A 24916-nucleotide genomic window follows, 5' to 3' on the forward strand; every position below is an offset into this window, starting at 1 on the left:
GATTTTGTAGTTAGATTTATCAAAAGGCATTCGAAAGAGAATATAGAATAGGTATGGGTAATTTAGCCGAACAATTAAGCACACCCGCCGGGCTTGTTCGGTCGGAGTGCTACATATCAATAACAGTCATGCACCTTACGAGCCTGGCACCATACAGTGCGACGAGCCTAATGCGACGAGCCTGGCACCATACTTTCACCGTTTATTCTTGGGGAAGAGCCTTAAGCAGCTCTTGTTTAATAATAACAGTAACGTCATCGATAGTTATTTTTGAGTAAATCAATGAACTGCGATAGTCATCTTTAAATACAAGATCGTATCGCCCGTCAAAAATTACCTCAATAAGCTCCAATAAGTGCTTCTCGCACAATTGCTGAACCTTCTTTTTATCGGTATCATCATGCATGAAGCTCTTCGCTGCCTCCATCGGGTTGAAGCTTTCGCCCCTCACTATCTTCTCTTGCATTCGATTCTGCGCCTCTTTTTCCGCTCGCTTCTTAGCATAGTAGCGATCCCTGAGTTCATTATTTCCTTTTTTGCTAAGTACGACCTTAACTAGTAGATCATCAACTTCATTGAAGTCTACCTTCGCTACCGCAATGCGAGCGGACTCTTCGGCAGGTGCAAAAGTAACAATGAACAGTAGCAAAATGGAGGTGAGTATTCTTTTCATAATTAATTTTTTAATTCAGCACACCCGCCGAACTTGTTCGGTCGGAGTGCTACATATCAATAACAGCCATAAGGATTATATCGAACGTTTTCTGCTAGAATCCATCGAACGGAGTAACGGCTGGAGGTCCACCATGCGCGATGTTTTGTCATCGTGGGATCAATCCCACCCCGCCCTAGGGCGGTGATCAATTACCGCATTCCAAAAAGGGGATGGGTTACGCACATGCCACTAGAGATCTTAGAAGAAGCCACGCCTCACGTGCCTTGCTTTGATCAAATGCAATTTCGGTGAACACCATGATGCTATCGTCTGTGGCTTGACCGTGAGGCGTTCCGGGCGTAAAGAGAACTCGGCATGGCAGGATTTTTTAAGAAGCTCATCAACAAAGTCACCAATCGCGCAGAAATCGATTGGGAAGAACTCGAAGCAGACCTCATCGGCGCCGACCTCGGAGCTCGCCTAACCATGCAAATCGTTGATGAACTTCAAGAAATGGGCCGAAAAGTTTCTGCTGAAGATATCGTCGCTGTCACCAAACAACACATTGCCGAAATCCTTCCAGACGATTTTGCTGCATTGACTCCGCGCAGTGACGGGCTCCCGCACATCATTCTCATGGTAGGTGTCAATGGCACCGGCAAGACCACCTCGACCGCCAAGCTAGCCAGCTCTCTCAAAAACCAAGGCCACTCCGTGATGGTAGCCGCTGCCGACACCTTCCGCGCAGCCGCCGTCGAGCAACTTGAAGTCTGGGCAGGGCGTCTCGAGATACCGATCGTCAAAGGCGCCCCAAATGCGGATCCTTCCTCGGTCTGCTACAAGGCACACCAAGAAGCCATTCAGTCTGGCACCCAATTCCTCATCATCGATACCGCTGGCCGACTCCACACACGCCACAACCTGATGGCGGAGCTCGAGAAGATCCAACGCACGATTGCCAAGCAAGACCCGAGTGCCCCCCACACCAAGATGATTGTGGTCGACGCCACCACCGGCGGCAATGCCCTCAACCAAGCGCGCGAATTCAACAAAGCCATCGCACTCGACAGCCTAGTGGTCACCAAACTCGACGGCTCCGGTAAGGGAGGGATCGTCGTTTCCATCTACCAAGAACTCAAAATCGCTCCTCGCTACATTGGCATGGGCGAAGAAGCCCACCAATTCAAAGCCTTCCAAAGGCAAGAATTTGTGGAAGAAATCATGTAGGTGTCGCCTCCTACGTCACACAGCCAATCATGGCTAGACAAGGCCCGCCCTATAACTGGCCTGATCAAGTAATCACCACACCACTCCATGCTCATCCTCAAGGCCATCATTCTCGTACTTCTAGTGACTTGGACCCTCATCGGTGTGTGGATGGCCATCCGCTACACCACCCTCTTTGGACCACACCGTGACGATCCAGCAGAGAGCGCAGGTGCCCGGAGCTTTGGAGTGGCTCACATGATTGCCGTCTGGGTATTTGGAGAAGCGCTGGGGATCTACTTCCTGTTTCAGTAACCCCGATACAAGCGATTGCGCTGCCGCAAAAATCCGGCCATCGCGTGCACCACTCACGCGTCGTTTTGTCATACGAGACTCGCCAAATCCACCGCGATTACATCTCTTCGCGGAGGAATTACGCAGATGAACACCAGCAGACCACTGAGCACCCTCAGCGGAACATCAAGACAATCGGGATCGGCAACACAATTGCCAGATCCGCAAGCACTCGCAGTGCCGACAGAGTGAACTTGTATCGCTTCCGATTGAGAAAATGTAACATCGCCGCTGAAGCCATCGCAACATAAGCCACGATCGCATCCACTTCCGTGTGATTCCAAGAGAGGATAAACACTGAGGCTGCAACCATCATAATGAGGCCCAATGACAGAGCCAATTCGCTCTCCTGCTTCACCTCCACATCGGTACTGCGACGGGCACGCTCCCAAAGGTCAATCGCATTGATATTCATCGTACAAAGCAAGGCGAAGAGCATCACTGCTGGTGAAAATAAGACAGTGCGCACCGTCAACACCACCACGAGGAAAAAATTAAACGCAGCCTGAATCACCCCGACGAGACTAAATCCCTCAGCCCCTAGAGGAGCAAGCGCGTCATTGAGAACCAAGGGAAGTTGTTCAGAACTCACCACCACCGGAGCACAGACGCCAAAGGCAAAGGTCAAACCAGCAATCAAGTTCTTAAAATACGCCACCTCAGAGCGATCCACCTTCGCAGCAAAGCCAAAGAAAAGCACGAGTACCAAACCCGTAAAGCCAACCGTCAGCATATTCTGCGGCAGCACGAAAAAGGCGTAATACAAGGAAGTGAAAAAGGCGACACCCACTGCGGGCACGAGCCACTTCCGGTTCCTCCAATGGAAGGCGTGGCGCGGTGAATCCTCGGCGTCGAGCAGGCTGGGATCACGCCGTACATCGAGGAGGCGATCCACGACATACACCCCCCAAACCGAAAACGCTAAGACACCATAAATCATGGTGTCTAGGTACTGCACTTTCTTACCGTGCGCCATCAGCCACATCCACACCAATGCTACGAAAGGCGCGTCTAGGCTGGTTAAGTTTGGGATCAGCCAAAGAGGAGAACGTTTCTTCATAATACCCCTCTTGGCCACACTAAATCATTAGTGTGCAGCTTCAGACTTGTGCCCATCCTTCTTGTCTTGGCCGTGATCGTCGCCATGACCGTGAGCGTCATCTTTTGACTCAAAAATTTTCTTTGTGTCTTCCCAATCATGCTTTTCGCAGGAAGAAAAACCAATCAAAAGGCCAAGTGAGCTAACAATGAGTGTAAGTGCTTTCATTTCGGGAGAGACTCTTAACTAGCAATCTAGGAAAATCAAGCCTTCTGTGAATGATATCTAAGCAAGCTTCAGATCTGAATTTCACCTAGAACCTGAATAGATTGCCACCCTTCTTACCCACCACCAGCAAGCCCCCAGAAATGGCCAAGGCAAGAAACAACATCGCCCAAACACCCAGAGCAGATGCAAGCTCGTGACCATTCCCCAGCGTGCTGAGCAAGGAGTAGATCGCCTTGGTAATCGGAAAATGCTCTGACTGCTGAGCCAGCATCAAGCTGTCCGAAACCTCGAGCATCGCAAAGGCAAAGCTCAGCACCGCTCCAGCCAGTAGGCTAGATCCAATCAATGGGATAGAAATCTTTAGAAATGAGCGCGACGGAGTGACACCCAAAGACAACGCAGCTTCTTCCAACTCGATATTACTTTGCTCCAATCCTCCCACAACCGCACGCACCACAAAAGGCAAACGGCGGATCGCGTATGCTAAAATTAAAATCATCGCCGGGTTTCCTGATGCTGGCACCAAAAACCCAAAGAACCCTGAGCTCGCAGTGAGCGAGAGAAAGCCGAAAGCCAACACGATACCAGGAACTGCAAGCGGCAGCATCATCATCGCATCGAGAATACGACGTCCCCAAATCGTACTACGCACGATCACCCAAGCAATACCTACACCCAGAAGGACATCAAGGAAAGTCGCCCCCAAGGCATAAACCAAGCTATTGCGGATCGAACTAACCACCTGGGAATGACCAAGCCCTTCTCCATAGTGAGCAAGGGTGAAGCCGCTAGGCAGCACGGTGCCGTACCAGTCCTCAGACACGGAGAGGAAAAAGACCCCGAAATGCGGAATCGTCGCCACAATGAAAACCCCCAAAAAAGCCACAGAAACCATCGCCCCATGTACCAAAGGCAATGGCCGAGCCATCGATTGAGATTTTGTTTTCGATGAATGACCTAGCTGACTGCGCCCCAAAATGACGCGCGAGCTAAAGTAAATCAGCACTGAGACCAAAAGCATCACAGCCACCAGAACATACGGGATAGGATTGCCTTGAAGGTCCTTGATCCCATCGTAGATCTGCACAGGCGTCACCCGGGTATAATCAAAGACGAGAGGCACCCCGAGCTCGGTAAACGACCAAATAAATACGATCGCCGCACCCGCAAACACGCCCGGCATACACAATGGTAGCGTGATCTTTTTGAAGCGAGTCCATGGTGAAGCTCCCAGATTTTGCGCCGCTTGTTCCATCCTCGGGTCTAGACTTGAGAGCGAGCTTAGGATGTTCATGTAGAGGATCGGATACAGGTGCAGGGCATTCATCAATACGATGCCCCAGAACTTGCTAGCGCCCAACCAGTCCACTGGATTGTCACCTGACACCAGGCCAATCGTTGATAAAAGCGCGTTGAGAGAGCCCTCTGTCCCCAAAATGTGGCGAACCCCCACAGCACCAACAAAGGGCGGCAATACCAAGGGTGCCAAAACCATCAGGGTCAGCCACCTCTTGCCTGGAAAAACCCAACGATGCGACATCACCGCCAAGGGCAAAGCCACCAAAAATGTCACTAATGTACTCGCCACCCCCAGCAGGAAGGCATTGCTCAGTCCCTCAAGGTAGATCGGATTACTCAGCACCGATAGGGTGCTGCCAATCGTGAACTCGCCGGACTCGGTGAAAAAGGCGCGTTCTAACACCCCAGCTACCGGCCAAAAGAAAAACACGCAGAAAAATGCCAGCGTGACGAGCGTGATGATGATCGCGTATTTCTTCGACATTCCTATTTATAGCCCTCCGTGAGTCGTTGCGTTTCCACGTAGTTGCGTTTAAAGACACCTGATAAGCGCTTCATGATCAACGCAAATTCCCCGCGATTGCGCGATTCTAAGTCGCTACGAAACTCCCCACTCGCCTTGGTGTAGGACACGTAGGAAACATCTTGAAAATGGTTCAGCGCAAGATCCGGCATGTCCGCTTTGATCAAATCCGCCCAAGCAGCTCTGAGTTCATCATGCACGTCAATGCACATTCCCTTGAGCACCGCGCGCAAGACCCCAAACAGTGGCCCAGTCACCTCCGGCAGGTAGACCAATTGCGCATCGTTGGCATACGCGTCCTGCAGATCAAAGGCAAAGCGCGAGCGGTGCGACGCACGGTATAGCTCAGGCCGTATCGGTAGGCGCCCCAGCGCACGATGACTTGGCCCTCCAAGGCTCCCAGATCGATACGCCCAAATCTTCTGCCCTGCCTCGCTGAGGAGGAACTCGACAAATCCTTGAGCAAGCTCAGGCTCAGCCGCATGCTTCATCACAGCAACTGCGTCGGCACTCATCGTCGTGCCCAAGGCCGGCGCAACCCAACGCAGACGACCCGGTTCGCCACCCTCCCCTCGTAGTTTTCGCTCGTAAGCGCGCCCATAGAAGTCGATGCACATGCCCGCTGCGGCATCTCCCTGCGCCACATCGTGGACGATCTTTGTGGCAGAATCGGTGAAGTAACGAGCATTGGCAGTGATGCGTTGGATCAAGCGCAATCCTGAGGCCCAGCCATCACGAATAGCGCGGTTGCGACGATCAGTCTCCGTCTCGCCAGTGGCGCGCTGCGTGCTGACCAAGTGCTCGGCAATTTTCTGCTGCATCATCATCTCAAACGCCTTAGTCACCGAGCCACTCTTCAGTGGGTCTGCCATGGCTATAAGACCAAAATACTCTGGCTTTCCAAGGTCATCCCATGTGCGTGGTGCTTCTATCCCATGCTTGTCTAGCACATCAACATTGTAACAAATACCGAACTGGGAAAGACAGGCTCCCACCCAAACCCGCTCTGAGCTGTAGAAACGCTCACCCAGGTGAAACATCGGAATCCCCTGCTTGTCGTCAAACCACTCAGGGTGTTGCTCGAACACAGCAAGCTCCTCAAACAGGCCACGCTTCGCTAGCGACTCAAATAAATACTCACCACCACCAAAAAAAACATCCAAGCCCAGCGGCTTCTGCTTGCGCTCCGAGGCCTCCAATGACGATTCAACCACCTTAAGAATCTCCGCCGTCCCACCTGGAGTGCGCCAGTCAATGTAGACCTTCTCGCCAGTACGCTTTTCCCAGTATGATTGGAATGCCGTGGTGAACTCATTGCGGATCGTTTCATTGTGCGGCGATATGATCACCAAAGAGCGATCACTGGCACGACGACTCAGGTGCTCCGACTGCTTGAATATCAATGGAAGCACGGCCACCACAATCAGGGCCGCCACAAAAATCACTCGCTTTTTCCAATAGCTATTCACTTCTCCTTTTTCTTAGCGCATTAAGGCTGCAGCATCACCACATCATTCGAGCGCGCGGTCAGCTTCACCTGTTGCCCCGCAGGACGTAACGCGAGTGGGTTCAGCTCCGAGACCTGCACGTAAATGCCGTGGTCACTGAGCACCAAATATTGAATCGTCGGTCCTTGATAGACACTATCGATTATCTTGCCCGTCACCTGGTTCAGCACATCGCCAGAATCGTCAAAACGATAAGCCTCGGGGCGAATCGCCACCATCACCATATCTCCAGCCTCAGGCCTCCAATCATCAACAGTCACCTGACCTTGGAAAATCTCTCCCACCATCGAAACCACACGCACGCTGTAGCCGCGGTGATCATCAAACACCACAGTATCTACCTGCGCGTTGATCGTATTCACCTCTCCAATAAAATCAGCCACGAACTTGTTGCTCGGATGACGGTAAATATCACGCGGTGTTCCCACTTGCTCGATCATGCCATCGCGCATCACGGCCACTTTGTCTGCCACTGAAAGCGCCTCCTCTTGATCGTGAGTCACGTAAACTGCCGTGAGGCCGAATTCTTTTACTATCCGACGAATCTCCGTACGCATTTCTAAACGTAACTGAGTATCCAAGTTAGACAGCGGCTCATCCAACAAGAGGCACTTCGGGCGAACCACCAAAGCCCTAGCCAATGCCACGCGCTGTTGCTGCCCACCTGAAAGCTCATCAATGCGGCGATCTTCGTAGCCATCGAGCTGCACTCCCTTGAGCGCCTCGAGTGTGCGATCCACCAGCTCATCACCGCGAACCCCACGTTCCTCAAGCCCAAAAGCCACATTATCTCCCACGGACATGTGCGGCCACAGGGCGTAGGACTGAAATACCATCGCAGCCTCACGCTTGTGCGTCGGGACTTTGGTCACATCCTTATCACCGAATAAAATGGTGCCAGTGTCGAGATCTTCAAGACCTGCTATCGCACGCAACAAGGTGGTCTTACCACAGCCGCTGCTGCCTAGCAGAAAGAACAGCTCACCTTCTTCGACCTTGAGGTCCAGAGTATCCAGAGCCTTGGTGCCGTTGCTGTAGGTCTTACTGAGGGACTGAATGGTGATGGATGACATTGCCGTAGATCTTAGTGTTCGTCTTGCTCAAGATTGAGAGGGTAGTCGGTCACTTGCTCAAGTGTAATCCCGTAAATTTTAGCGATTTCCGGAGCATCAGACTTCTTGTACACCTCGCGGTAGTAGATCTCTTTCACTCCATACGCACACAGCGTCTGCATGCACGCAGTGCAGGGCATCGTCGTCGTTGCGATCACCTTGGCCTCACCGCGTTTGAACAAACTGCAGAGATTCACCTCAGCATGCAACATGAACTTCTGGCGACTATCGCGGTCGTCCCAAAACCCGTTCGGCGCGTCAAATCCTGGGGCCAGCCCATTGTATGCAGTGCCAATCACACGGTTGTCATAATCCAAGGCAGCAGCACCGACCTTGCGGAACGGGTCCTCACTGCGCAGACTCGCCACATGAGCCAGTGCCATTGCGTATTGCGGAATTGATAAACGCTCAGATGCCATAGCACGAATTCAACACGCCGAGCTCCTATTGCTCAATACTTTTATCAGATTTCTCTAGCTTCTCTAACAACGTAATTCCTTCGATCAAGCACCAGAACTCCAGCAGCACGATCACGCCCAATCACGTAGACCAGAACTTGGCGAAATTAAGATTGAGTTTTTCCTCACCCGATCCAGCATCGGGCAGCAAAGCAGCATGAACTCACCATCACAGGACCACCATGGCGCGTGGTCAAGATTGCTCGCGCAATTCCAGCGCCACCCTAGCTCCGGCCGCTACATGCCGGAGATCGATGGCCTGCGCTTCGTTGCGATCATGGCCGTTCTCCTCTACCACGCACACATCTTTTACTTTGCCGCTCCTATCCCCCAGACCATCGAATCGCCCCCGAGCTTCCAATGGCTCAACTTTGCCATCGGCCACGGCTGGTTTGGAGTTCAAGTCTTCTTCGTCATCAGCGGCTTCGTACTTGCGCTCCCCTTCGTCAAGCACCACTGCAAAGGCGGCCGTAGCGTCGATCTGAAAAACTATTACACACGTCGCGTCGTGCGCATTGGTGTCCCTTACTACATCGCGCTCACGCTCGGCCTAATCACCACAGTCATTGGTGGCATGCCGCTTGCCGAGGGGCTCCAACGCTTCCTTGCAGGCCTACTCTACAGCCATGGCATTCTCCATAACGGAGCCCTCAACCCGATCCTCTTTGTTTCATGGACACTCGAGATCGAGGTGCAGTTTTACCTTCTAGCACCTCTCCTCTGTAAGGTCTTCCTGATCCGACAGCAAGCCCTGCGCCTCATCGTCCTGTGCCTCGCAATCTTCGGTATTCAGCAGCTCAGTGGCCACCTCAACACGCTACATCCATCCCCACTGTGGTCGCATTCAATCATCGGCCAAATGCAGTTTTTTCTAGCTGGCATTCTGCTAGGTGACCTCTACATCAACCAATGGAGAGACAGGGAAAATGCGAGGCTATCACGCTTCTTCGCCGACCTCCTTGGCATCGCCGCCTGGCTCTTCATCCCCTTCGCTCTCAACATCACTGGCTCACACCAATGGCTTGCTTATTTGCTGCTACTGGCCTTCAGCTGTGTGCTGAGAGGCCAGTGGCTGAAGCGCCTCCTCTCCCTGCCCCTAGTTTCCAGCATTGGAGGCATGTGCTACTCGATCTACCTCTTCCACGGCTATGTCTTGTACATGAGCTTCTATAAAGTTCTCAACCCCGCTTTCGCTATCGAAAAAGGCAATTGGCCAGTGAACCTCATCCCGATGTCTCTCAGCGTCATCATCTGCCTTATCGTCTGCAGCCTAGCCTACAAATGGATCGAGAAACCCACCATGAATTGGGGGAAGAAGCGCCCCTAACAAAGGATAGAGCAACCCTCAGTCGTTTCTACGCAGCAGGAAAATATCCACAGATACTGTCTGGGCTGCGAGCGCCGAGACCGGTGCCACCGTTGGGGCATCGAAGCCACACAGTGGAAAGAGTCGGGTAGAGTATTGTTTCGCTACTAGCTCCTGATATTCATAGGGTGGATGGTGGACTTGACCGCTGTAGATTGTGCCACATTTATCGCTGAATAGACGGTAACGTTCTAATAGAAAGAACTCCAAACTTCCCGGCTCTGCGGTCATCGTATGGCTCAGTCTACTTGGGTAGCGAAAGGTCTGCGTCGTATCATCGCCCCGGCGTTGCGATTGGTAGATCACTTCACCATCCTTGGTTTCCGCAGACATCTTGGCATGATTATAAGGTAGGTGAAACAGCGTCCTTGCCAGCTTCACAGCCAGTGATTGGTTGCAGTCGAGCGTGTAAAACCATACACCGGGTCGACCTTGAGCATCGTGCACATAGGTCCGTAAATTGAGCTCTAAAAACCATGAAATACCCGGGACACAAGGACTAAACCGCGGGCGAACTTTGTTCATAGAAAATGGAACCACACCAAGGTAGGCGCGCCCATCATGGCGGTCGACAAAGAGACCATCCGGCAGAGTACTTTGGATTAGCTGAGGATCAAACTCCCAGTGCAGGAACAAGAGCTTGGCCCAATCTTGTCGCATGACCACTGGTGCGGTAGGACGCTGGCGCTCCTCTAATCTCTTTTCTAGATCTACCATCATTCAGGTCGGGCGTATGGGAGTCTTCCAATCTCTTGGATAGAAAAGTAGGTATCCAGCGCAGTGGAAGCCAGGCAACCTAGTCCAGATAGATCGAGATGGCCAGATGCTTCAAGAGCGACGTCAGGAAGGATAATCTGCTGGACGCTCCCAACAATCAACTTCGTGCCGTTCGACTTGATGTCGATGACCTCCTCCAACTCGAGAGAAAATTTCACCGGGCTCTCAGCAACGAAGGGAGCAAAGCCTCCAGCTTCGTAGTGGGCTGTCAATCCTGTGGCCTCAAACTCAGAGACCCCGCCAGGGTACTTTGCAGAGCATTGATGCGCGGCTTGCAAAAATTCCTCCGTAATGTGGTTCAAAGTCCAAGCCTTGGAATCCAAGATATTCTGAAGCGTGTGCCGCTCCACCGTGTCGGGACGCGTGACCATCCCAATCAAGAGCGGGTTCGAGCCCAGATGCGTGATGCTCGAAAAGGGTGCTAAATTCTCAACGCCAGCCTGGCTTTTTGTCCCAACCAGACAGATCGGCTTGGCTCCGGGAAGGCTAGTCGCAAGCTGCACCTTCTTACGAATCTCCATCTGGTCGAGCTCCCCCTTTGAAATGATCATAACCCTAGCTTAGCGAAGAGAGAAAGATGTGCAAGCAAGTCCCTCCTCCTCTATTTTCTCCTCCTTATCGAGCCTGGCACTTTATAAGAAAATTCAAAAATCATCCCCTTATCTGCCGCACACATCGCTTAGAATTATTCGTATCCAATCTAAATCTATGTGATGTAGTCGTTCATTGGCCGAGGGCCGAATTTAGAGCAACAAAATAGCCGCAAGTATGAAAAACTGTGCCATGCAGACACGGTAGTGCTGAGCTTAAAACATAACGCTAGTTAGAGAGGAAGTAAGCCTGAGCCAACTATTCTAATTTTCAATGCACTTCACACGCATCCTTCAAATGCTGCCGGTGGGCGTAGATGCGAGACTCTTTAGTATACAGCATCTTCTTCGCTCCATGGGTGCGATTCGCATAAGCCTCGCCGCATTGATCCTGCAGCGCTTGAAAGCCATCCTCGACAAATTCTTTAGAACCAAAGATCACACCATCCACGGCGAAACGTAGCTTGCAGCGCAGCATCTGACGCCAGTTCAACTTGCCTCCCTCGTTGAGGATTTGCTCTACCTCTTTTCTATCAAAACCTAGCTTACGCTTCCTCCGCGCCGACTGTGACTCACTAGGAATGGCATCTCCTACAGCCGCCTCCCCTTCTTCTGCTAGCATGCAACGATAGCGCGCACTCTCGCTTCTGAAGTCGAAGCTTCTCTCCTCTTTCAGACTTCCCTTCTTGTCGTGTTCAGCTTGCCTCAAACTGGCCAAGTATTCATGCATCTTCTCCCTGCCGACCGCCTTCCACGCCTCGCAGAGCTCGAAGCTACTCTCATGCAACATCAAGGCCTGCAATCCACCTTGGGCTTCCTTTGAGCTCCCATAAGCTGCTGCGTAGCCGCACCATCTGAAGTCCAGCGGTTCCTTCACGATTCCAGCTCGTAATGGGTTGAGGTCAATGTATGCAGCGATAAAGCGTGCATGCCAGCCACCTTGGACTTGCACGCTGGTAAAGCGCCCCTGCCACAAGGTTCCTTCTTTGCCCTGTTCCTTGTTGAACCATCGGCTGTAGCCTTGCTTGATTGAACGCATGAACTCCGAAAGGTTCCACATCCTGCGGGTGTAGGGTTCTCTTATCGCACGCACAGCAGCATCACGCTTTTCAACATCGGGTATCGCGCGGGCTGTGGCCAAGCGCTGCTGCATATCATCGATCAATTCCTGCGAATACAAATGCGAGAGTTGCTTGAGAAATTGATGATCGCTGAGTTCATCAGCCTTGCCTGGCGGCACGTAGACCATCACATAAATGTGATTGCTCATAATGCAATACGCCAGCACCTTAAGATCGCCAAAGGCCTCGTACTTGCGCATCAGCTGCACAAAGAACTCACGGCCATGATCATCAAATACAAACTCGCGCCAAACAGCACGAGTCACACAATGGTAAATACCACCCTGAGTGTCTTGGTGGCACGATAACAAATACTTACGGGGAATTCGCATGGGAGGAGGGATTGAAAGTTAGACATCAGCAATCGCTGACATCAACTCACAGACTACTCCTACTCAACCAGTAACGCGATCTAATTCTCTGTATTGAGCCTGGCTCCATGTATGCTATGTGTTACATGTCACTATGTATTACGGTGTGCTCTATTTATGAGGCAACAGGCATTTGTATGCACACAATTTTAGCATTTCAGCCAACATTGTCAGTTTTAATTCACTGGCTAACCTCATCTTGGAAACACTTTTTACATCTTCGTCTGTAATCCAAAGAGGACTTTGACGCTCCCATACAACAACTGAAGTAGAATCTATTAATTCGTATACATGTAGGTTGCTATCGAGTTCCTCACCTTTCCAACATTTTCCATTTAATAATTCTGTATCGATGGAATCTAGAACATCGATGAGATTCTTAGTCTTTTCACAAGAAAGGACCATTAGAGCGTTATGTACCATTTCATGGTGAAAATCACCCTCACATAGCGCCTCATCTCTATTAATTACCTTTAGCCTTCTAACGCGTAAGTTTGATTGCTTGGTATCGTCATTAGGTATCTGCCAGGACAGCTGGGTTGCCTCGCCATCAGAATTTATAATCGTAATTCTCAAAAACCCGCAATCGTTAAAGTTCAATTGATTTGGCGAAAATTCTTTAAACTTACTCAAATATGATTGAGTCGTAGGACACAAAGATACATCTGAACAATAACAAATAGGACTTAAACTAAATATAATTAAAATAACTAAAAAAGGATTCATGACTTAAATCTATTGAGCCTGTCACTATGTATGATGCTCATTCTGATCGGGTCTTGGAGCCCACAAGGTAAGACTGATTGAAATACAAAGTTCACCCTTTACGGCGAGTCGCCTCGAATGCCGTAAGTTCGACATAAAACGATGTCACCTCTTCGGTATTGAGCTTGTCTATTTCTGAAAACAATTGCTTGTGGTGTACCTTCTGTGCGGAATCGGCATCGATCCCAAATTTACAGCGGAAATCCCAAAAGTTGGCATCGGGGCTTAGCTGCTTGTTGCGTTCGCGTTTCACGTACTTATTGATCGTGCTTTTAGCCGCCTCAATCATTCGGGCTGGCTTCTTTTTGGGATCTGCAATTTGAAATACTTTCTTCATCGTTGAAATGTCATGGTTGACTGTAGTCTTTGGGTACTAGGAAATGATTCGTAATCAATACATTGTTTAGATTAAGGGCACTTCCAGCAACCTCTTCTGTTGATCTACGTGTTCTATCATCTTAAAACTGCGAGTGGAGCACGTCATAGCAAATAGGCGCCCTTGAAGCTGGAAATCCTTTCCTATAGAGTCCCTATAGTGACAGGCTCGATGAGGAAGGCTGTTAGAAATTTGTGCTGAGCGCATCAGCTTGTGTTTGGCTAAGAGCTTAGAACCTCTTCTACGAGTAGGTCTTAATCAGCTCGACGAAGCGGGCTAGGTAGCGGTCGGCCTTTTTCTCCCCTACGCCGGGGACTGAGCGACCAGAGCGTACCGAATTGGGCCGCAGGCGCGTCATTGCCTCCAATGTTTTGTTGGAAAAGATTTGGTAGGCGGGGACTCCTTCGTTGTGGGCGATTTCGGCGCGGAGCTTGCGCAGGCGTTCGTAGAGTTCTGCGTCAAAACCCAGCGTGCTTAAATTCAGGCCATCGGAGCGCTGCTCCTTAGTTTTGAGGCTAGCCGCAGAGCCTGGCCAAACGACCAGGGGCTTGGCCCTATCTAACATCACCTCTTCGCCGCGGGCGGAGAGGCTGACGAGCGGGTATTCCCCTTTCTGGGTTTGCACGAGCCCGGCGTCATGAGCCGACTGCATCAAATCATTGAGATAGGCGGTGCCTAGGTCTTTGAGGAGCCCGTAGGTGCTGAGTTCCTCGAGTCGGTTTTGGAGAATTTCTTTGGCCTTGCTGCCAACAAGCATCTGCACCACGCGGCCTCTACCAAAGCGCCCCTCCCACTGCCCATTCACCTTGCGACTCATGCGGGCGACGCCGCTGAGCATCTTACGCAGGTTCATGACCTGCTCAGGCGATCCTTCACTGGCGCCCTCACCGAGCTTACCGACACAGACATCGCAGCTACCGCAGGTGCCAGCATCACGCTCACCAAAATATTCCATAATCCATTGCTGGCGGCATTGGTGTGAGTAACAAAGCTCGACCATCGCGGCGAGTTTCGACTTATCGCGGCGCTCCTTTTCCTCGAGGGCGTGCCGGTCAATCTCTAACTTGCTGGTCAAGACATTCGGCTTCAACAAGCGAGTCCCCATCACTCGCGAGCCATTGACCTTGAAACGTTCAATCATGCCTTGGCGCATCAAGACCCCCAATGCAGCTCCAACCGACATCCCATTCTTCACATCCGCACCAATCTTCATTTGGTCCAAAGTCTCATGCACCTCGAAATCCGTATTCACCTGATTCAAGAGATGCTGATAGAGATCACAAATCGTCTTGTAGGTCGGATTCACTCCCTCGATGAAAAACTCCTGGGTGCGGGTGTCTGCGTAGTTGAACAAAAGCTCACAATGCGAAGGCTTGCCATCACGTCCCGCACGCCCAGCCTCCTGATAGTATGCTTCCACGCTACCTGGAACTTCAAAATGCATCACGAAGCGCACATCGGAGCGATCAATCCCCATGCCAAAGGCGTTCGTAGCCACCGCCACATCGGCCTCTCTCTGAATGAAAGTATTCTGGGTTTTCTCACGTTGTTCATCGCTCATCCCCCCGTGGTAGGCAATGCAACTCACGCCCCAGTCGTGCAGCATCTCAGCGATCTCATCCACACGCTTGCGCGTGGCGCAGTAGACAATCCCAGTCTTCCATTGCTTGATGACCTCGCGGATGCGCTTGTACTTTTGCTCATGCTTCGAGACCGTCGTGATGTTCAGGCTTAGGTTACTTCGAGCGAAGCCACTCACTGTCTCGAAGGGATTTCTCAGCTTAAGCACCGACAAGATATCGCGACGCACATCTGCTGTAGCAGTGGCTGTGAGCGCCACACATTGTGGATGCCCAACTTTTTCTAACACTGCGCCCAAGCGCATGTAATCTGGCCTAAAATCATGTCCCCACTGACTCAAACAATGGGCTTCATCGATCGCAAAAAGTGAAATATCAACCTCTAGCAGCGCCTGAATAAAGCTCTCCACTTTAAAGCGCTCAGGCGCAACGTAGACCAGCTTATACTTGCCTGAGCGCATGCCGGAGACGCGCTCGCGTTGCTCGGCGAGGGTCAGCGTGGAATTGATCACTGTGGCTGGTACTCCACGCACCAATAAAGCATCCACTTGATCCTTCATCAGGGCAATCAATGGGCTAACCACAATGCAGACACCTTCTAAGCACAGCGCTGGCAGTTGGTAACAAAGCGACTTACCGCCGCCGGTGGGCATGACGACTAGGCCGTCTGTGCCACTGATGATTTTATCTACCACATCGCCCTGCCCTTCACGGAAGGCCTCAAAGCCAAAGTGCTCGCGAAGTGCCTCGTGGGCGTCCTTGATCTGCCGTGGATTCTGCATCTAAACAATGTCTCCGATAGAGCCGTAGCCCGGCGTGAAAAGGCGCTTGTACAGGCGATTGACCGCAGCATCGGTAAGGCTCACGATGTAGTCACAGAGCACGCGCGATTTCGCGGCGCGATCCGCGCACTGCTCGATTTCCTTGGCCACGGGATCGGGCAGAATCCGGAACCCATCATTCGAATCTCCAAGCACATACTGACAGTGCAGAAGATTCCAAAGCTTGCTGAGCATGTGTCCGCCTTTGTACTCTAACTGGCTAAGCTCAGATGATTGAAACACCACTTGATAGGCTAGTGCCTTGTACACATCACAGACTGCACGTTGCTCAGCATCTATCAGTAATGTGTATCGATAACGATTCGACTCACCACTCATGAAATTGACCACTTCATCAAGCTCGACCGCCTGGATAAAATCCCCAATTTTCCGCCCCACGAACGACTCCACCTTACCCCGGCGTATCGCCTTGAGCAAGTCGCCCAATGGAGACTCGGGTTGAATGGAATGGCCGTGCTCTGCAGCCCAATTCTCAATCGTTAGGACATCGAGAAAACCAGCTCTGATAGAATCTGCTAGATCATTGAGTGAGTACGCCACATCGTCTGCCCAATCCATGATTTGGCATTCGATCGACTTGAAGGCATCTCTGGCTTTACCTGGAGTGTATTCGATTGGAAAATCGCGACCTTCATACACCCAATCTAAATACTTCACCTGCTCGTCGTATATAAAGTGGTTCTTTGGCGGCATGCCATCATTGGATGACTTGAGCTCAGACCACAGCGTCTTGTACTTGAGCACTCCATCGAGGAAGGCACGGGATGGGTTCATCCCGGTGTTCTTGGACGAGAAGATCCGCTCCGTAATCAAACGCAAAGTTTGCGCATTCCCTTCAAAGCCTCCCTCCTCATGCATGAAGCGATTGATCACATTCTCACCAGCATGCCCGTAGGGTGGGTGCCCAAGATCATGGGACAAACATATCGCCTCCACCAAATCACTATCAATGAAGTACTCTTCACCCAGATATGAGGAAAATTTTTTAAGGTAATAACTAATGGATCTACCGATTTGAGCCACCTCCAAGGAATGGGTCAGTCGTGTCCGATAGAAGTCATATTCACCACTCCAAAACACCTGAGTCTTGCTCTGCAGACTACGAAATGAATCGGTATGGAGAATACGATCGCGGTCGATCTGAAAACACGAACGATAGTCGTCGCGTGGGGATTCTATGTTCAATCTTTCTTGGTCGAAGGCTGAGTAAAACGAATTCTCCATGATGTCTGCCAGAGACTAACGCATCAGCCAACTGCGACAACAGTTTTCTTTAGCTCGAGCCGAACTCTACACTTGCGGAACAATCCGAATCGGGCGATCACATGGACATGCCGGAACTGCCAGAAGTGGAAACTAGTTGTCGTGGGATCCGCCCTCACCTCGTGGGCAAATCCATCGACCACATCGAAGTCCTCAACGGCCAGCTTCGTTGGCCAGTTTCCGAAGAAATCCACTCTCTGCGTCAGGCTCAAGTCCACAGCGTCAGCCGCAGATCAAAGTACATCCTCATCGAAACGGGTGATGGCCACATGATCATTCACCTCGGCATGTCTGGAAGTCTGCGTGTCATCGATGCCGATGAACCACTCAAAAAACACGACCACCTGATCTTCCACCTGCCCGATGGCAAGCAAATGCGCTACCACGACCCACGTCGATTTGGTTGTGCTCTCTGGACTCATGAGTCACCGGCAAGGCACACGCTGATTCGATCACTCGGACCCGAGCCTCTCAGTGAAGCATTCACTCCTGAGCACCTTATCCAAAGTTGTGAAGGCCGCCAACGTACCATCAAGCAACACATCATGGATGGACACGTCGTCGTAGGAGTCGGCAACATCTACGCCTGCGAGGCCCTGCATTTCTCCAAGATCAACCCTAAAAAACCTGCAGCCAAGGTCTCAAAGCCAAAGCTCAGGCTCCTCCATCAAAACATTCGTAAGGTACTATCCAATGCCATCGAACAAGGAGGCACGACCCTGCGCGACTTCACCAAAAGCGATGGCCAGCCGGGTTACTTCCAGCAAGAGCTCTACGTCTACGGTCGTGAAGCTGAGCCCTGCAAAGTCTGCGATGGTACCATCAAGCGCGTCGTACTAGGGCAGCGCTCTACTTTTTACTGCCCTCGCTGCCAACCTTGAACATTGCTCGCTTTCTGCTCCTGTGCTACGCTGCAAGCTGAAACACCACCGAGGCGCCAGCATACCATTGCTCAAGCATCGTTGCGAAACAGGAAACTGCCATGCAGAAGATTCCAGTACACGTATTCCCCACCCGCGCAGACGCCGCAACTCAGTTAGCGTTAGAAACTGCCAGCCTGATCAAGGACAATGAAGCCAAAGGCAAACACACGGTCCTGGGCCTAGCCACCGGCGACACGCCCGTGCCCTATTACAAGGAACTCATCAAATGGCACCAAGAACGCGGCCTGAGCTTTGCAACTGTGACCTGCTTTAATCTGGATGAATACACAGGTCTCTGCCGCGACCACCCACAGTCATATTGGCAGTTCATGCACAACCAGCTGTTCCAGCACATCGACATCTTACCCGAGAACATCCACATGCCATCAGGAACCGTTGCCGAGGCTGACATCCCTGCGCACTGTCACGCCTACGAACAAGCGATCCTCGATGCCGGCGGGCTCGATATGCAAATCCTCGGGATCGGTCGCACCGGACACATCGGCTTCAACGAACCTGGCTCACCAATCGACTCACGCACACGGGCCGTTTCCTTGGATCCCGTGACCCGCGAAGACGCTGCTCGCACCTTCGGTGGTCTCGCCCAAGTGCCCACTTCAGCCATCACCATGGGCTGCGGCACCATCCTCTCAGCAAAACGCATTGTGCTCATGGCTTGGGGAAACTCTAAAGCGGACATCATCAACCAAGCACTCAATGGTTCAGTCAATAGCAGCGTCTCAGCCTCCTACCTACAACGCCACCCCAACACGGACTTCTACATCGACGCAGCGGCTGCCTCAGCACTTTCCTAACCCAGGCATCACCGGATTCGGCACCTATCGTTTGTCCAGGAAACCAGAAAACCCTACCACCAGGCTTCCGCCTGCACACCAATGTTCAGGCCTTGGGAATCATTGCCATAGTTTTGGGAGGATACTTTACCGATGAAATCATCCGACCACGCTGCGTAGGTCATAAAAAAACGGATCGACGGCCGAGAGAACATGTCGCGCCCAGGCGCAATCTGCGGCGCGATGGTAAACTTGTAGACCTCACCTGAGTCGCCTCCAGTTTCATTGGTATGATCGACACCCGCTTCGATTGCTAAAGAGAAAAAGTCATTGAAGAAGTAGACTGGGCGCACACCAAATGAAACCCAATTGACCTCCCCTCGTTCCTCCAAACTCGCGTCATAATAATCATAGACTAGCGTGCTGGATAGGTTCCACTGATCAGATGGTTTCATCACCAAGTCGTTCACGAAACGAAAATGATGCACGTCATTGTAGTCCACCAAAAGTGGTGGTTCCGTATCGGCTGGAGCAATGCCGCTATAATCTGGTTCAGTCGATCGAAAGTTCGATGCCGCGCCCACACCGAACTGCACCATGGCACGGTTGGTTCCACCAAAGACATCATCCGCCTCGTGCAACAAGCCAATGGCAAATCCCGTATTCCCTTTCACCTCCACATTCGCCCCATTCGGCCTGACGCTATCCTTCACATCTGCAATATCGAGCCACAGCATCCCCTTACCGCCAGGCACCTCAATATCATGGATCCGGATATCCAGGCTATTCTTCCCCCCCAGTCGAGTGACTGCCTCACTACCAGTGCTGTCGAGACGGTCAATACTACCGCCTATCCAGGCCACTGAAAGCTTCGCAAGATCACCCAATTCAATATTCTCTACGCCACCGCCAAAGCCGCTCATGTCAAGGTAGTAGAAGTCGCTCATATGCACGTCATATCGATTATAAAACCTCTCACCCGCCCAAAATGATGCTTTTGGCTGGCCGGCCCACACCCCCTTGGCTTGAGCATATGCCTGACGCCATGAAAACGTCGATTTCGCAGCATTCGCATTCGGGACCGAATAGGAAGGCATAAACTTCACCGAAAACTCCACACCTTCAGGTAAGTCTAAGTTCGGGAAAGAATAGCCAAATGCTGTCTCCACATAGGTCTCTGCCTCGTTACCCAAACGGAACTTCGATTGAGCATTGGGCGCGCGAAACGCCTCCATCGTGTTGCCACTGGCATCGGTGCCTAAGCCAGATCGAAAATAGCCACTGAAAGTAAAACCACGCGTCACATCATAAGCGTCCATCTCTTTGCGAATTTTTTCCACGCTCGCATCAGGAAGCTCTTCACTCGGCGTGGGAGGTGCCGGCGCTGCTTTGACGTTACGAATCGCTGCAGAGTTGGTGGCCGCTACCGAACTCGCTGCTGCGGCCTGCTTTTCCACTTTTTCTAAAGTTTGTTGGTCTGCCTTTTTTTCCTGCTCCATCTCAGAAATCCTGGCTTCCAACTTGGCGATTCGGTCTTCATAAGACTGACGAATCGCAGACACTTCATCGCGTAGAGCACTCAGGTCTTCATCGCTCGCGGCATACACAATCGGCGCCGTGTGGCAGACTAATGCCACACACGCGTAGCGCCAGGGAAACAACATGCGTGAACGAATTAATTGGGATTTTTTCATAGCAGCACCTCATAACATACTAACAGCTAAAACAATGTCAACATCCCTCGTCCTCTGCCCTGCCGCAACCTAATGCAACGAATACGCCACAAGGGACTGATAGACGGAGCTTGAGCCCACTGGGGATTGCACAAAAAAATGGCTCCACAGCCAGAAGCAATGGAGCCATTTAAAATCAATGTGTTACGATCAGAGATTATTTATCGAGCTTCTCAAGCTTGGTGACGCGACCCGCAACGTTCCAGTCTTGAACGTAGAGGTTGCCGTCTTTGTCAAAGCTTACACCGTGTGGTGCGGAGAAGACGCCGAGGCGGTAACCCTCTGGCTTGAGGTTGAACTTTGCCCATTCCTCTTTGTTGTCGTTCTCGCCGAGGTGTGCGAGGATTTTACCTTCTTTATCGAGGAGTGTCACACGCGCTTCTAGCTCAGCCACAGCGACCAAGTCACCGAGGAATGAAACAGAACATGGGCGGTTCAGGCCGGAGCTGTGGATGCCGATGAACTCACCACCGAGGGTGAAGTGCTGGAGGCGACGGTTTTCACGGTCACACACGAGGATGCGTGGCTCGTCAAAACGAAGATCAATCGAAAGTGTGTGCGGAGTCACGAACTTGCCATCGGTACGGCCTTGGCCACCAAAAGCATTGAGGTGCTTACCCTCTGGGCTGAAGGCGTGAATGAGGTTGGAGCCGTAGCCCATAGAACAGTAGATCGTGCCATCCGGAGCCACCGCGATACCGGTAGTGCCCTTGAAGCCGCCTTCTACTTCGCCAGTGTTCTCGTTCGGGATGGTCATCACGATTTCTCCGTCGAGCTTCATCTTGAGGAGGCGTGGTGGCTCGTTCTTTGCAGAGAGGAGCTGCGCACAGTAGATGAACTCTTCGCCATTTTCTTCGCGAATCGCCATGTGGTGGACACCACGAGCTTCCGGAGCAATGCTCTTCAACAACTTACCATCTTGGCCGAAGACGTGGATGGATGCGTGTGTGTCGGTAGAAACGTAGACTAGACCTTGCTTATCGATCACCACACCACCGTGAGTTTGACCGAAACGCTTACCTTCCTCCATGCCACCCCATGTTGGGTCAGCCTTGAACATATAGCCTTCGGTGCCAGTGATGCCACCGGTCACTTCTTTTGCTTCTGACTTATCGTGCTTATGGTCTTCACCTCCGTGGGCATGCAAATCTGTCATGCCAGCTGCGGCAACGAATGCTGCACCCGTTAGGGCGAAAAACTGATTACTCTTGGTAAATTTTTTCATCTCCCACAGTACGAAGAAATCTATCAAGCTTTTCAACTCATTTTCTTTTTTTTTTATTTGAGTGAGCTGAGCCTAGAATTGCCTAAGAAATATGCTTCCACTCACCCAGATTCCCAGCATTCTAGCGACATGCAACTCACCAAGCCAGCAGGGCATATCGACCAGGAATCAAGCTTGCAGCAATTTCTAGAGGCAGTCACTGCTGCAGGGCTGGATCTCTACGATCACCAAGAAGAAGCCATCTTGGAAATTTTTGAGAACCACAACGTCATATTGAACACGCCGACGGGCTCAGGGAAATCGCTGGTAGCCTTGGCACACCACTACAAGTCATTCTGCGCTGGCCGCATCTCTTACTACACCGTGCCCATCAAGGCGCTGGCCAACGAAAAATTCCTCTCGCTCTGCAAAACCTTTGGACCGGAGCATGTCGGCATGGTCACCGGCGACGCCACGGTAAACCCCAGCGCTCCCATCATTTGTTGCACAGCTGAGATCCTGGCCAATATCGCACTGCGCGACGGCAGCAGCGCCAAAGTAGATGATGTGATCATCGATGAGTTTCACTACTACTCTGACGAGGAACGCGGCATCGCATGGCAAGTACCATTACTCACGCTGCCACAAGCGCGCTTCACCCTCATGTCTGCCACAATCGGCGATAACGAATTCTTTGTGGATTGCCTCAGCAAACTCACCGGGGCCGTCACCACATTGGTACAATCCGACCAACGTCCCGTACCCCTAGAATTTGATTACTCGGAAATCCCCCTATCTGAAAAGGTTTCAGAACTCGTAGAAAACGACAAAGCCCCCGTCTACCTCGTACACTTTTCCCAACGCGCCGCCGCGGAATCATCTCAAAACCTTCTCTCGCAAAATTTCTGTAGCAAAGAAGAAAAGCATGCCATTGCCGAGCAACTCAGAGACGCCAACTTCCGCTCCCCCTATGGCAAAGAAATCAGCAAACTCTTACGCCACGGCATCGGCATCCACCACGCCGGACTCCTACCAAAATACCGCATCCTCGTTGAGAAACTCACGCAACAAGGATTACTCAAAGTCATCTGTGGCACCGACACCCTAGGGGTTGGGGTCAACGTCCCCATTCGCTCAGTACTCTTCACCCAACTCTGCAAGTTCGATGGATCAGGTGTTAAAATACTAACCGTACGTGATTTCAAGCAAATCGCCGGCCGGGCAGGACGCCGAGGCTACGACGACCGCGGCTACGTAGTGGCTCAAGCCCCAGAACACATCATCGAAAATATAAGACTCGAAGCCAAAGCCGCCGCATCCACAAAGAAAAAGAAAGTCGTCAAAAAGAAGGCTCCGGAACATGGCTACGTCGCGTGGAACGAAGACACCTTCTATAAGCTTGAAAACTCAGCTCCCGAGCCACTGAAGTCCAGCTTCAGACTGCGCCACAACTTTATTCTCAATGTGCTAAGCCGTCGCCACGAAGATGGCTGCGCCTCGCTCCAAGCCATCCTTGAAAACTGTCACGAAAATGACAGCTCAAAACAAAAACTTCGCGAGCAAGCTCGCAAGATGTTTATCGCACTCGTCCGCGGCGGTGTCTTGACCATCATCCCACCGTCAGAACGCGCCGTCTCCGCAGCAGCTCCAAAGGTACAGTTACACATCGATCTGCAAGACGACTTCACCATGAACCAAGCACTCGGCCTCTACCTCCTAGAGACCGTGCCAGACCTTGACCGCGAGCATCCTGAATACGCACTTCAAGTCATCAGCCTCATTGAGGCCATACTCGAAGACCCAGCAGCCATCCTTAAAGCCCAAATCAGTAAGGCAAAAGGCAAGCTCATTGCCCAACTGCGAGATGAAGGCGTGAGCTACGAGGAACGCATGGAACGTCTTGAGGACGTGACCTACCCTCAGCCAGGCAAAGGCTTCATCTACGACACATACAACCAGTTTCGCGAAAAGCACCCGTGGGTACGCAGTGAAGGAATTCGCCCAAAATCGATCGCGAGAGAGATGTTCGAGGAATACCTCGACTTCGAAGATTACATCAAAGACTACAAACTAGAGCGATCCGAAGCCATCCTGCTTCGCCACCTCAGTGAGGTCTATAAAGTGCTCGCGCAAACAGTGCCACCCAACCTCAAGAACGATACCCTGCTCGAGGCCGAGCAATACCTCAAGGAACATGTCAACAACATCGACTCCTCACTCATCGATGAGTGGGAACTCATGCAAAACCCAAATTTCCTCGAAGAAAAAGCCGCCAAAGCTAAAGAAACTGCTGAAAAACCACTCAGCCAACAAAAGCGCAAGCTTGATAAACTCCTACGCCAAAAAATCCTCCAAGCACTCAAATTCCTCGCCTACGATGAAATTGATTCCTTCCTCCAACAATTCGCTCCTAAAGACCAAAATGATCAAGCTTGGAACTTCGAACGCATCGACCCAATCATCGATACCTACTTCCAAAATCATCATAGTATGCGATTAGACCCAGAAGCTAGGAACTCCAAAAACACAATTATTAAAATTTCTGACGACCAGCAATTTTGGCAAATAAACCAAGTCATTTCAGACCCAGATGAACTCAATGATTGGTCTATCAATTGTCTATTAGATATTCACACAACTAACAAGTTAGGTGAACCGTATTTTATTTTGCAATCGATTACAGAGATTTAACTTTAGAACACCCAGCATTCGGGTGATTTCTTGAACGCGCCAACTAAGTTTGAAGTAACCAATTGAAAATAACACAAATTGCGAGGTGAATGAGACAGATTGCTAAAAGTTAGATCTTTCAAACAATTAAGGGGAGCG

The 24916-nt window shown here is 51.3% G+C and carries 22 protein-coding genes; 6 read left to right on the forward strand and 16 right to left on the reverse strand.

Features of this window, described 5'->3' with window-relative positions:
- Positions 1-202: 202 nt before the first annotated feature.
- Positions 203-673: a hypothetical protein gene (locus F454_RS0104170; RefSeq protein WP_018969370.1), complete on the reverse strand. Its 471-nt coding sequence runs from the start codon at positions 671-673 to the stop codon at positions 203-205.
- Positions 674-1030: 357 nt separating this feature from the next.
- Between F454_RS0104170 and ftsY the strand changes: the two genes are divergently transcribed.
- Entirely contained in the window at positions 1031-1882 is an 852-nt protein-coding gene (ftsY, locus tag F454_RS0104175; protein ID WP_018969371.1) for a signal recognition particle-docking protein FtsY, read from the forward strand.
- 87 nt (positions 1883-1969) lie between these two features.
- Entirely contained in the window at positions 1970-2176 is a 207-nt protein-coding gene (locus tag F454_RS0104180) for a hypothetical protein (RefSeq protein ID WP_018969372.1), read from the forward strand.
- A gap of 154 nt (positions 2177-2330) precedes the next feature.
- On the opposite strand, the gene F454_RS0104185 is transcribed toward F454_RS0104180, so the two are convergent.
- The 6 genes from F454_RS0104185 to F454_RS0104210 form a co-directional block, all read right to left on the reverse strand.
- Positions 2331-3275, reverse strand: coding sequence for a hypothetical protein (locus F454_RS0104185; protein WP_018969373.1), 945 nt, complete (start codon positions 3273-3275; stop codon positions 2331-2333).
- A gap of 27 nt (positions 3276-3302) precedes the next feature.
- Positions 3303-3482, reverse strand: coding sequence for a hypothetical protein (locus F454_RS0104190; protein WP_018969374.1), 180 nt, complete (start codon positions 3480-3482; stop codon positions 3303-3305).
- A gap of 85 nt (positions 3483-3567) precedes the next feature.
- Positions 3568-5265, reverse strand: coding sequence for an ABC transporter permease (locus tag F454_RS0104195; protein WP_018969375.1), 1698 nt, complete (start codon positions 5263-5265; stop codon positions 3568-3570).
- Positions 5266-5267: 2 nt separating this feature from the next.
- Entirely contained in the window at positions 5268-6740 is a 1473-nt protein-coding gene (locus tag F454_RS0104200; RefSeq protein ID WP_169334315.1) for an ABC transporter substrate-binding protein, read from the reverse strand.
- 53 nt (positions 6741-6793) lie between these two features.
- Positions 6794-7885, reverse strand: coding sequence for an ABC transporter ATP-binding protein (locus tag F454_RS0104205; RefSeq protein WP_018969377.1), 1092 nt, complete (start codon positions 7883-7885; stop codon positions 6794-6796).
- A gap of 11 nt (positions 7886-7896) precedes the next feature.
- Positions 7897-8343, reverse strand: a complete 447-nt coding sequence (locus tag F454_RS0104210; RefSeq protein ID WP_018969378.1) for a deoxycytidylate deaminase — start codon at positions 8341-8343, stop codon at positions 7897-7899.
- 196 nt (positions 8344-8539) lie between these two features.
- Here F454_RS0104210 and F454_RS0104215 point away from each other — a divergent pair, with 196 nt between their 5' ends.
- A complete protein-coding gene (locus F454_RS0104215; RefSeq protein WP_018969379.1) occupies positions 8540-9709 on the forward strand; it encodes an acyltransferase family protein in 1170 nt (389 codons plus the stop codon).
- 18 nt (positions 9710-9727) lie between these two features.
- Here the strand turns inward: F454_RS0104215 and F454_RS0104220 are convergent, their stop codons facing one another.
- The 7 genes from F454_RS0104220 to dgt all read right to left on the reverse strand — a co-directional run bounded on the left by F454_RS0104220 (position 9728) and on the right by dgt (position 17394).
- A complete protein-coding gene (locus F454_RS0104220) occupies positions 9728-10408 on the reverse strand; it encodes a YqjF family protein (RefSeq protein WP_033367404.1) in 681 nt (226 codons plus the stop codon).
- Positions 10409-10464: 56 nt separating this feature from the next.
- Entirely contained in the window at positions 10465-11076 is a 612-nt protein-coding gene (locus tag F454_RS0104225) for a flavin reductase family protein (RefSeq protein ID WP_018969381.1), read from the reverse strand.
- Between the two features lie 310 nt (positions 11077-11386).
- Complete coding sequence (locus F454_RS0104230; protein WP_018969382.1) at positions 11387-12568, reverse strand: transposase; 1182 nt, start codon at positions 12566-12568, stop codon at positions 11387-11389.
- Positions 12569-12718: 150 nt separating this feature from the next.
- On the reverse strand, positions 12719-13333 hold the full coding sequence (locus tag F454_RS0104235; RefSeq protein WP_156817126.1) for a hypothetical protein: 615 nt from the start codon (positions 13331-13333) through the stop codon (positions 12719-12721).
- A 91-nt stretch (positions 13334-13424) separates the two neighbouring features.
- Positions 13425-13709 (reverse strand): DUF6172 family protein, encoded by a 285-nt coding sequence (locus F454_RS0104240; RefSeq protein ID WP_018969384.1) that lies wholly within the window; start codon positions 13707-13709, stop codon positions 13425-13427.
- A gap of 280 nt (positions 13710-13989) precedes the next feature.
- Positions 13990-16110 carry a RecQ family ATP-dependent DNA helicase gene (locus F454_RS0104245; protein ID WP_018969385.1) on the reverse strand — a complete coding sequence of 707 codons (2121 nt, stop codon included), beginning with the start codon at positions 16108-16110 and terminating at the stop codon, positions 13990-13992.
- Positions 16111-17394, reverse strand: a complete 1284-nt coding sequence (gene dgt / locus F454_RS0104250; protein ID WP_018969386.1) for a dGTP triphosphohydrolase — start codon at positions 17392-17394, stop codon at positions 16111-16113.
- 107 nt (positions 17395-17501) lie between these two features.
- On the opposite strand from dgt, the gene mutM reads away from it, so the two are divergent.
- Positions 17502-18314 carry a bifunctional DNA-formamidopyrimidine glycosylase/DNA-(apurinic or apyrimidinic site) lyase gene (gene mutM / locus F454_RS0104255; protein ID WP_026292698.1) on the forward strand — a complete coding sequence of 271 codons (813 nt, stop codon included), beginning with the start codon at positions 17502-17504 and terminating at the stop codon, positions 18312-18314.
- A 101-nt stretch (positions 18315-18415) separates the two neighbouring features.
- Positions 18416-19171, forward strand: a complete 756-nt coding sequence (nagB, locus tag F454_RS0104260; protein WP_018969388.1) for a glucosamine-6-phosphate deaminase — start codon at positions 18416-18418, stop codon at positions 19169-19171.
- A 53-nt stretch (positions 19172-19224) separates the two neighbouring features.
- On the opposite strand, the gene F454_RS15555 is transcribed toward nagB, so the two are convergent.
- Both F454_RS15555 and F454_RS14140 read right to left on the reverse strand, forming a co-directional pair.
- Positions 19225-20844, reverse strand: a complete 1620-nt coding sequence (locus tag F454_RS15555; protein ID WP_083912884.1) for a maltoporin — start codon at positions 20842-20844, stop codon at positions 19225-19227.
- A gap of 196 nt (positions 20845-21040) precedes the next feature.
- Positions 21041-22108 carry an NHL repeat-containing protein gene (locus F454_RS14140; protein WP_018969390.1) on the reverse strand — a complete coding sequence of 356 codons (1068 nt, stop codon included), beginning with the start codon at positions 22106-22108 and terminating at the stop codon, positions 21041-21043.
- Between the two features lie 129 nt (positions 22109-22237).
- On the opposite strand from F454_RS14140, the gene F454_RS0104275 reads away from it, so the two are divergent.
- Entirely contained in the window at positions 22238-24778 is a 2541-nt protein-coding gene (locus F454_RS0104275; protein ID WP_018969391.1) for a DEAD/DEAH box helicase, read from the forward strand.
- The last annotated feature ends 138 nt before the right edge of the window (positions 24779-24916 follow it).

This window comes from Rubritalea marina DSM 17716, assembly GCF_000378105.1.
GTDB classification, from domain to species: Bacteria; Verrucomicrobiota; Verrucomicrobiia; order Verrucomicrobiales; family Akkermansiaceae; genus Rubritalea; species Rubritalea marina.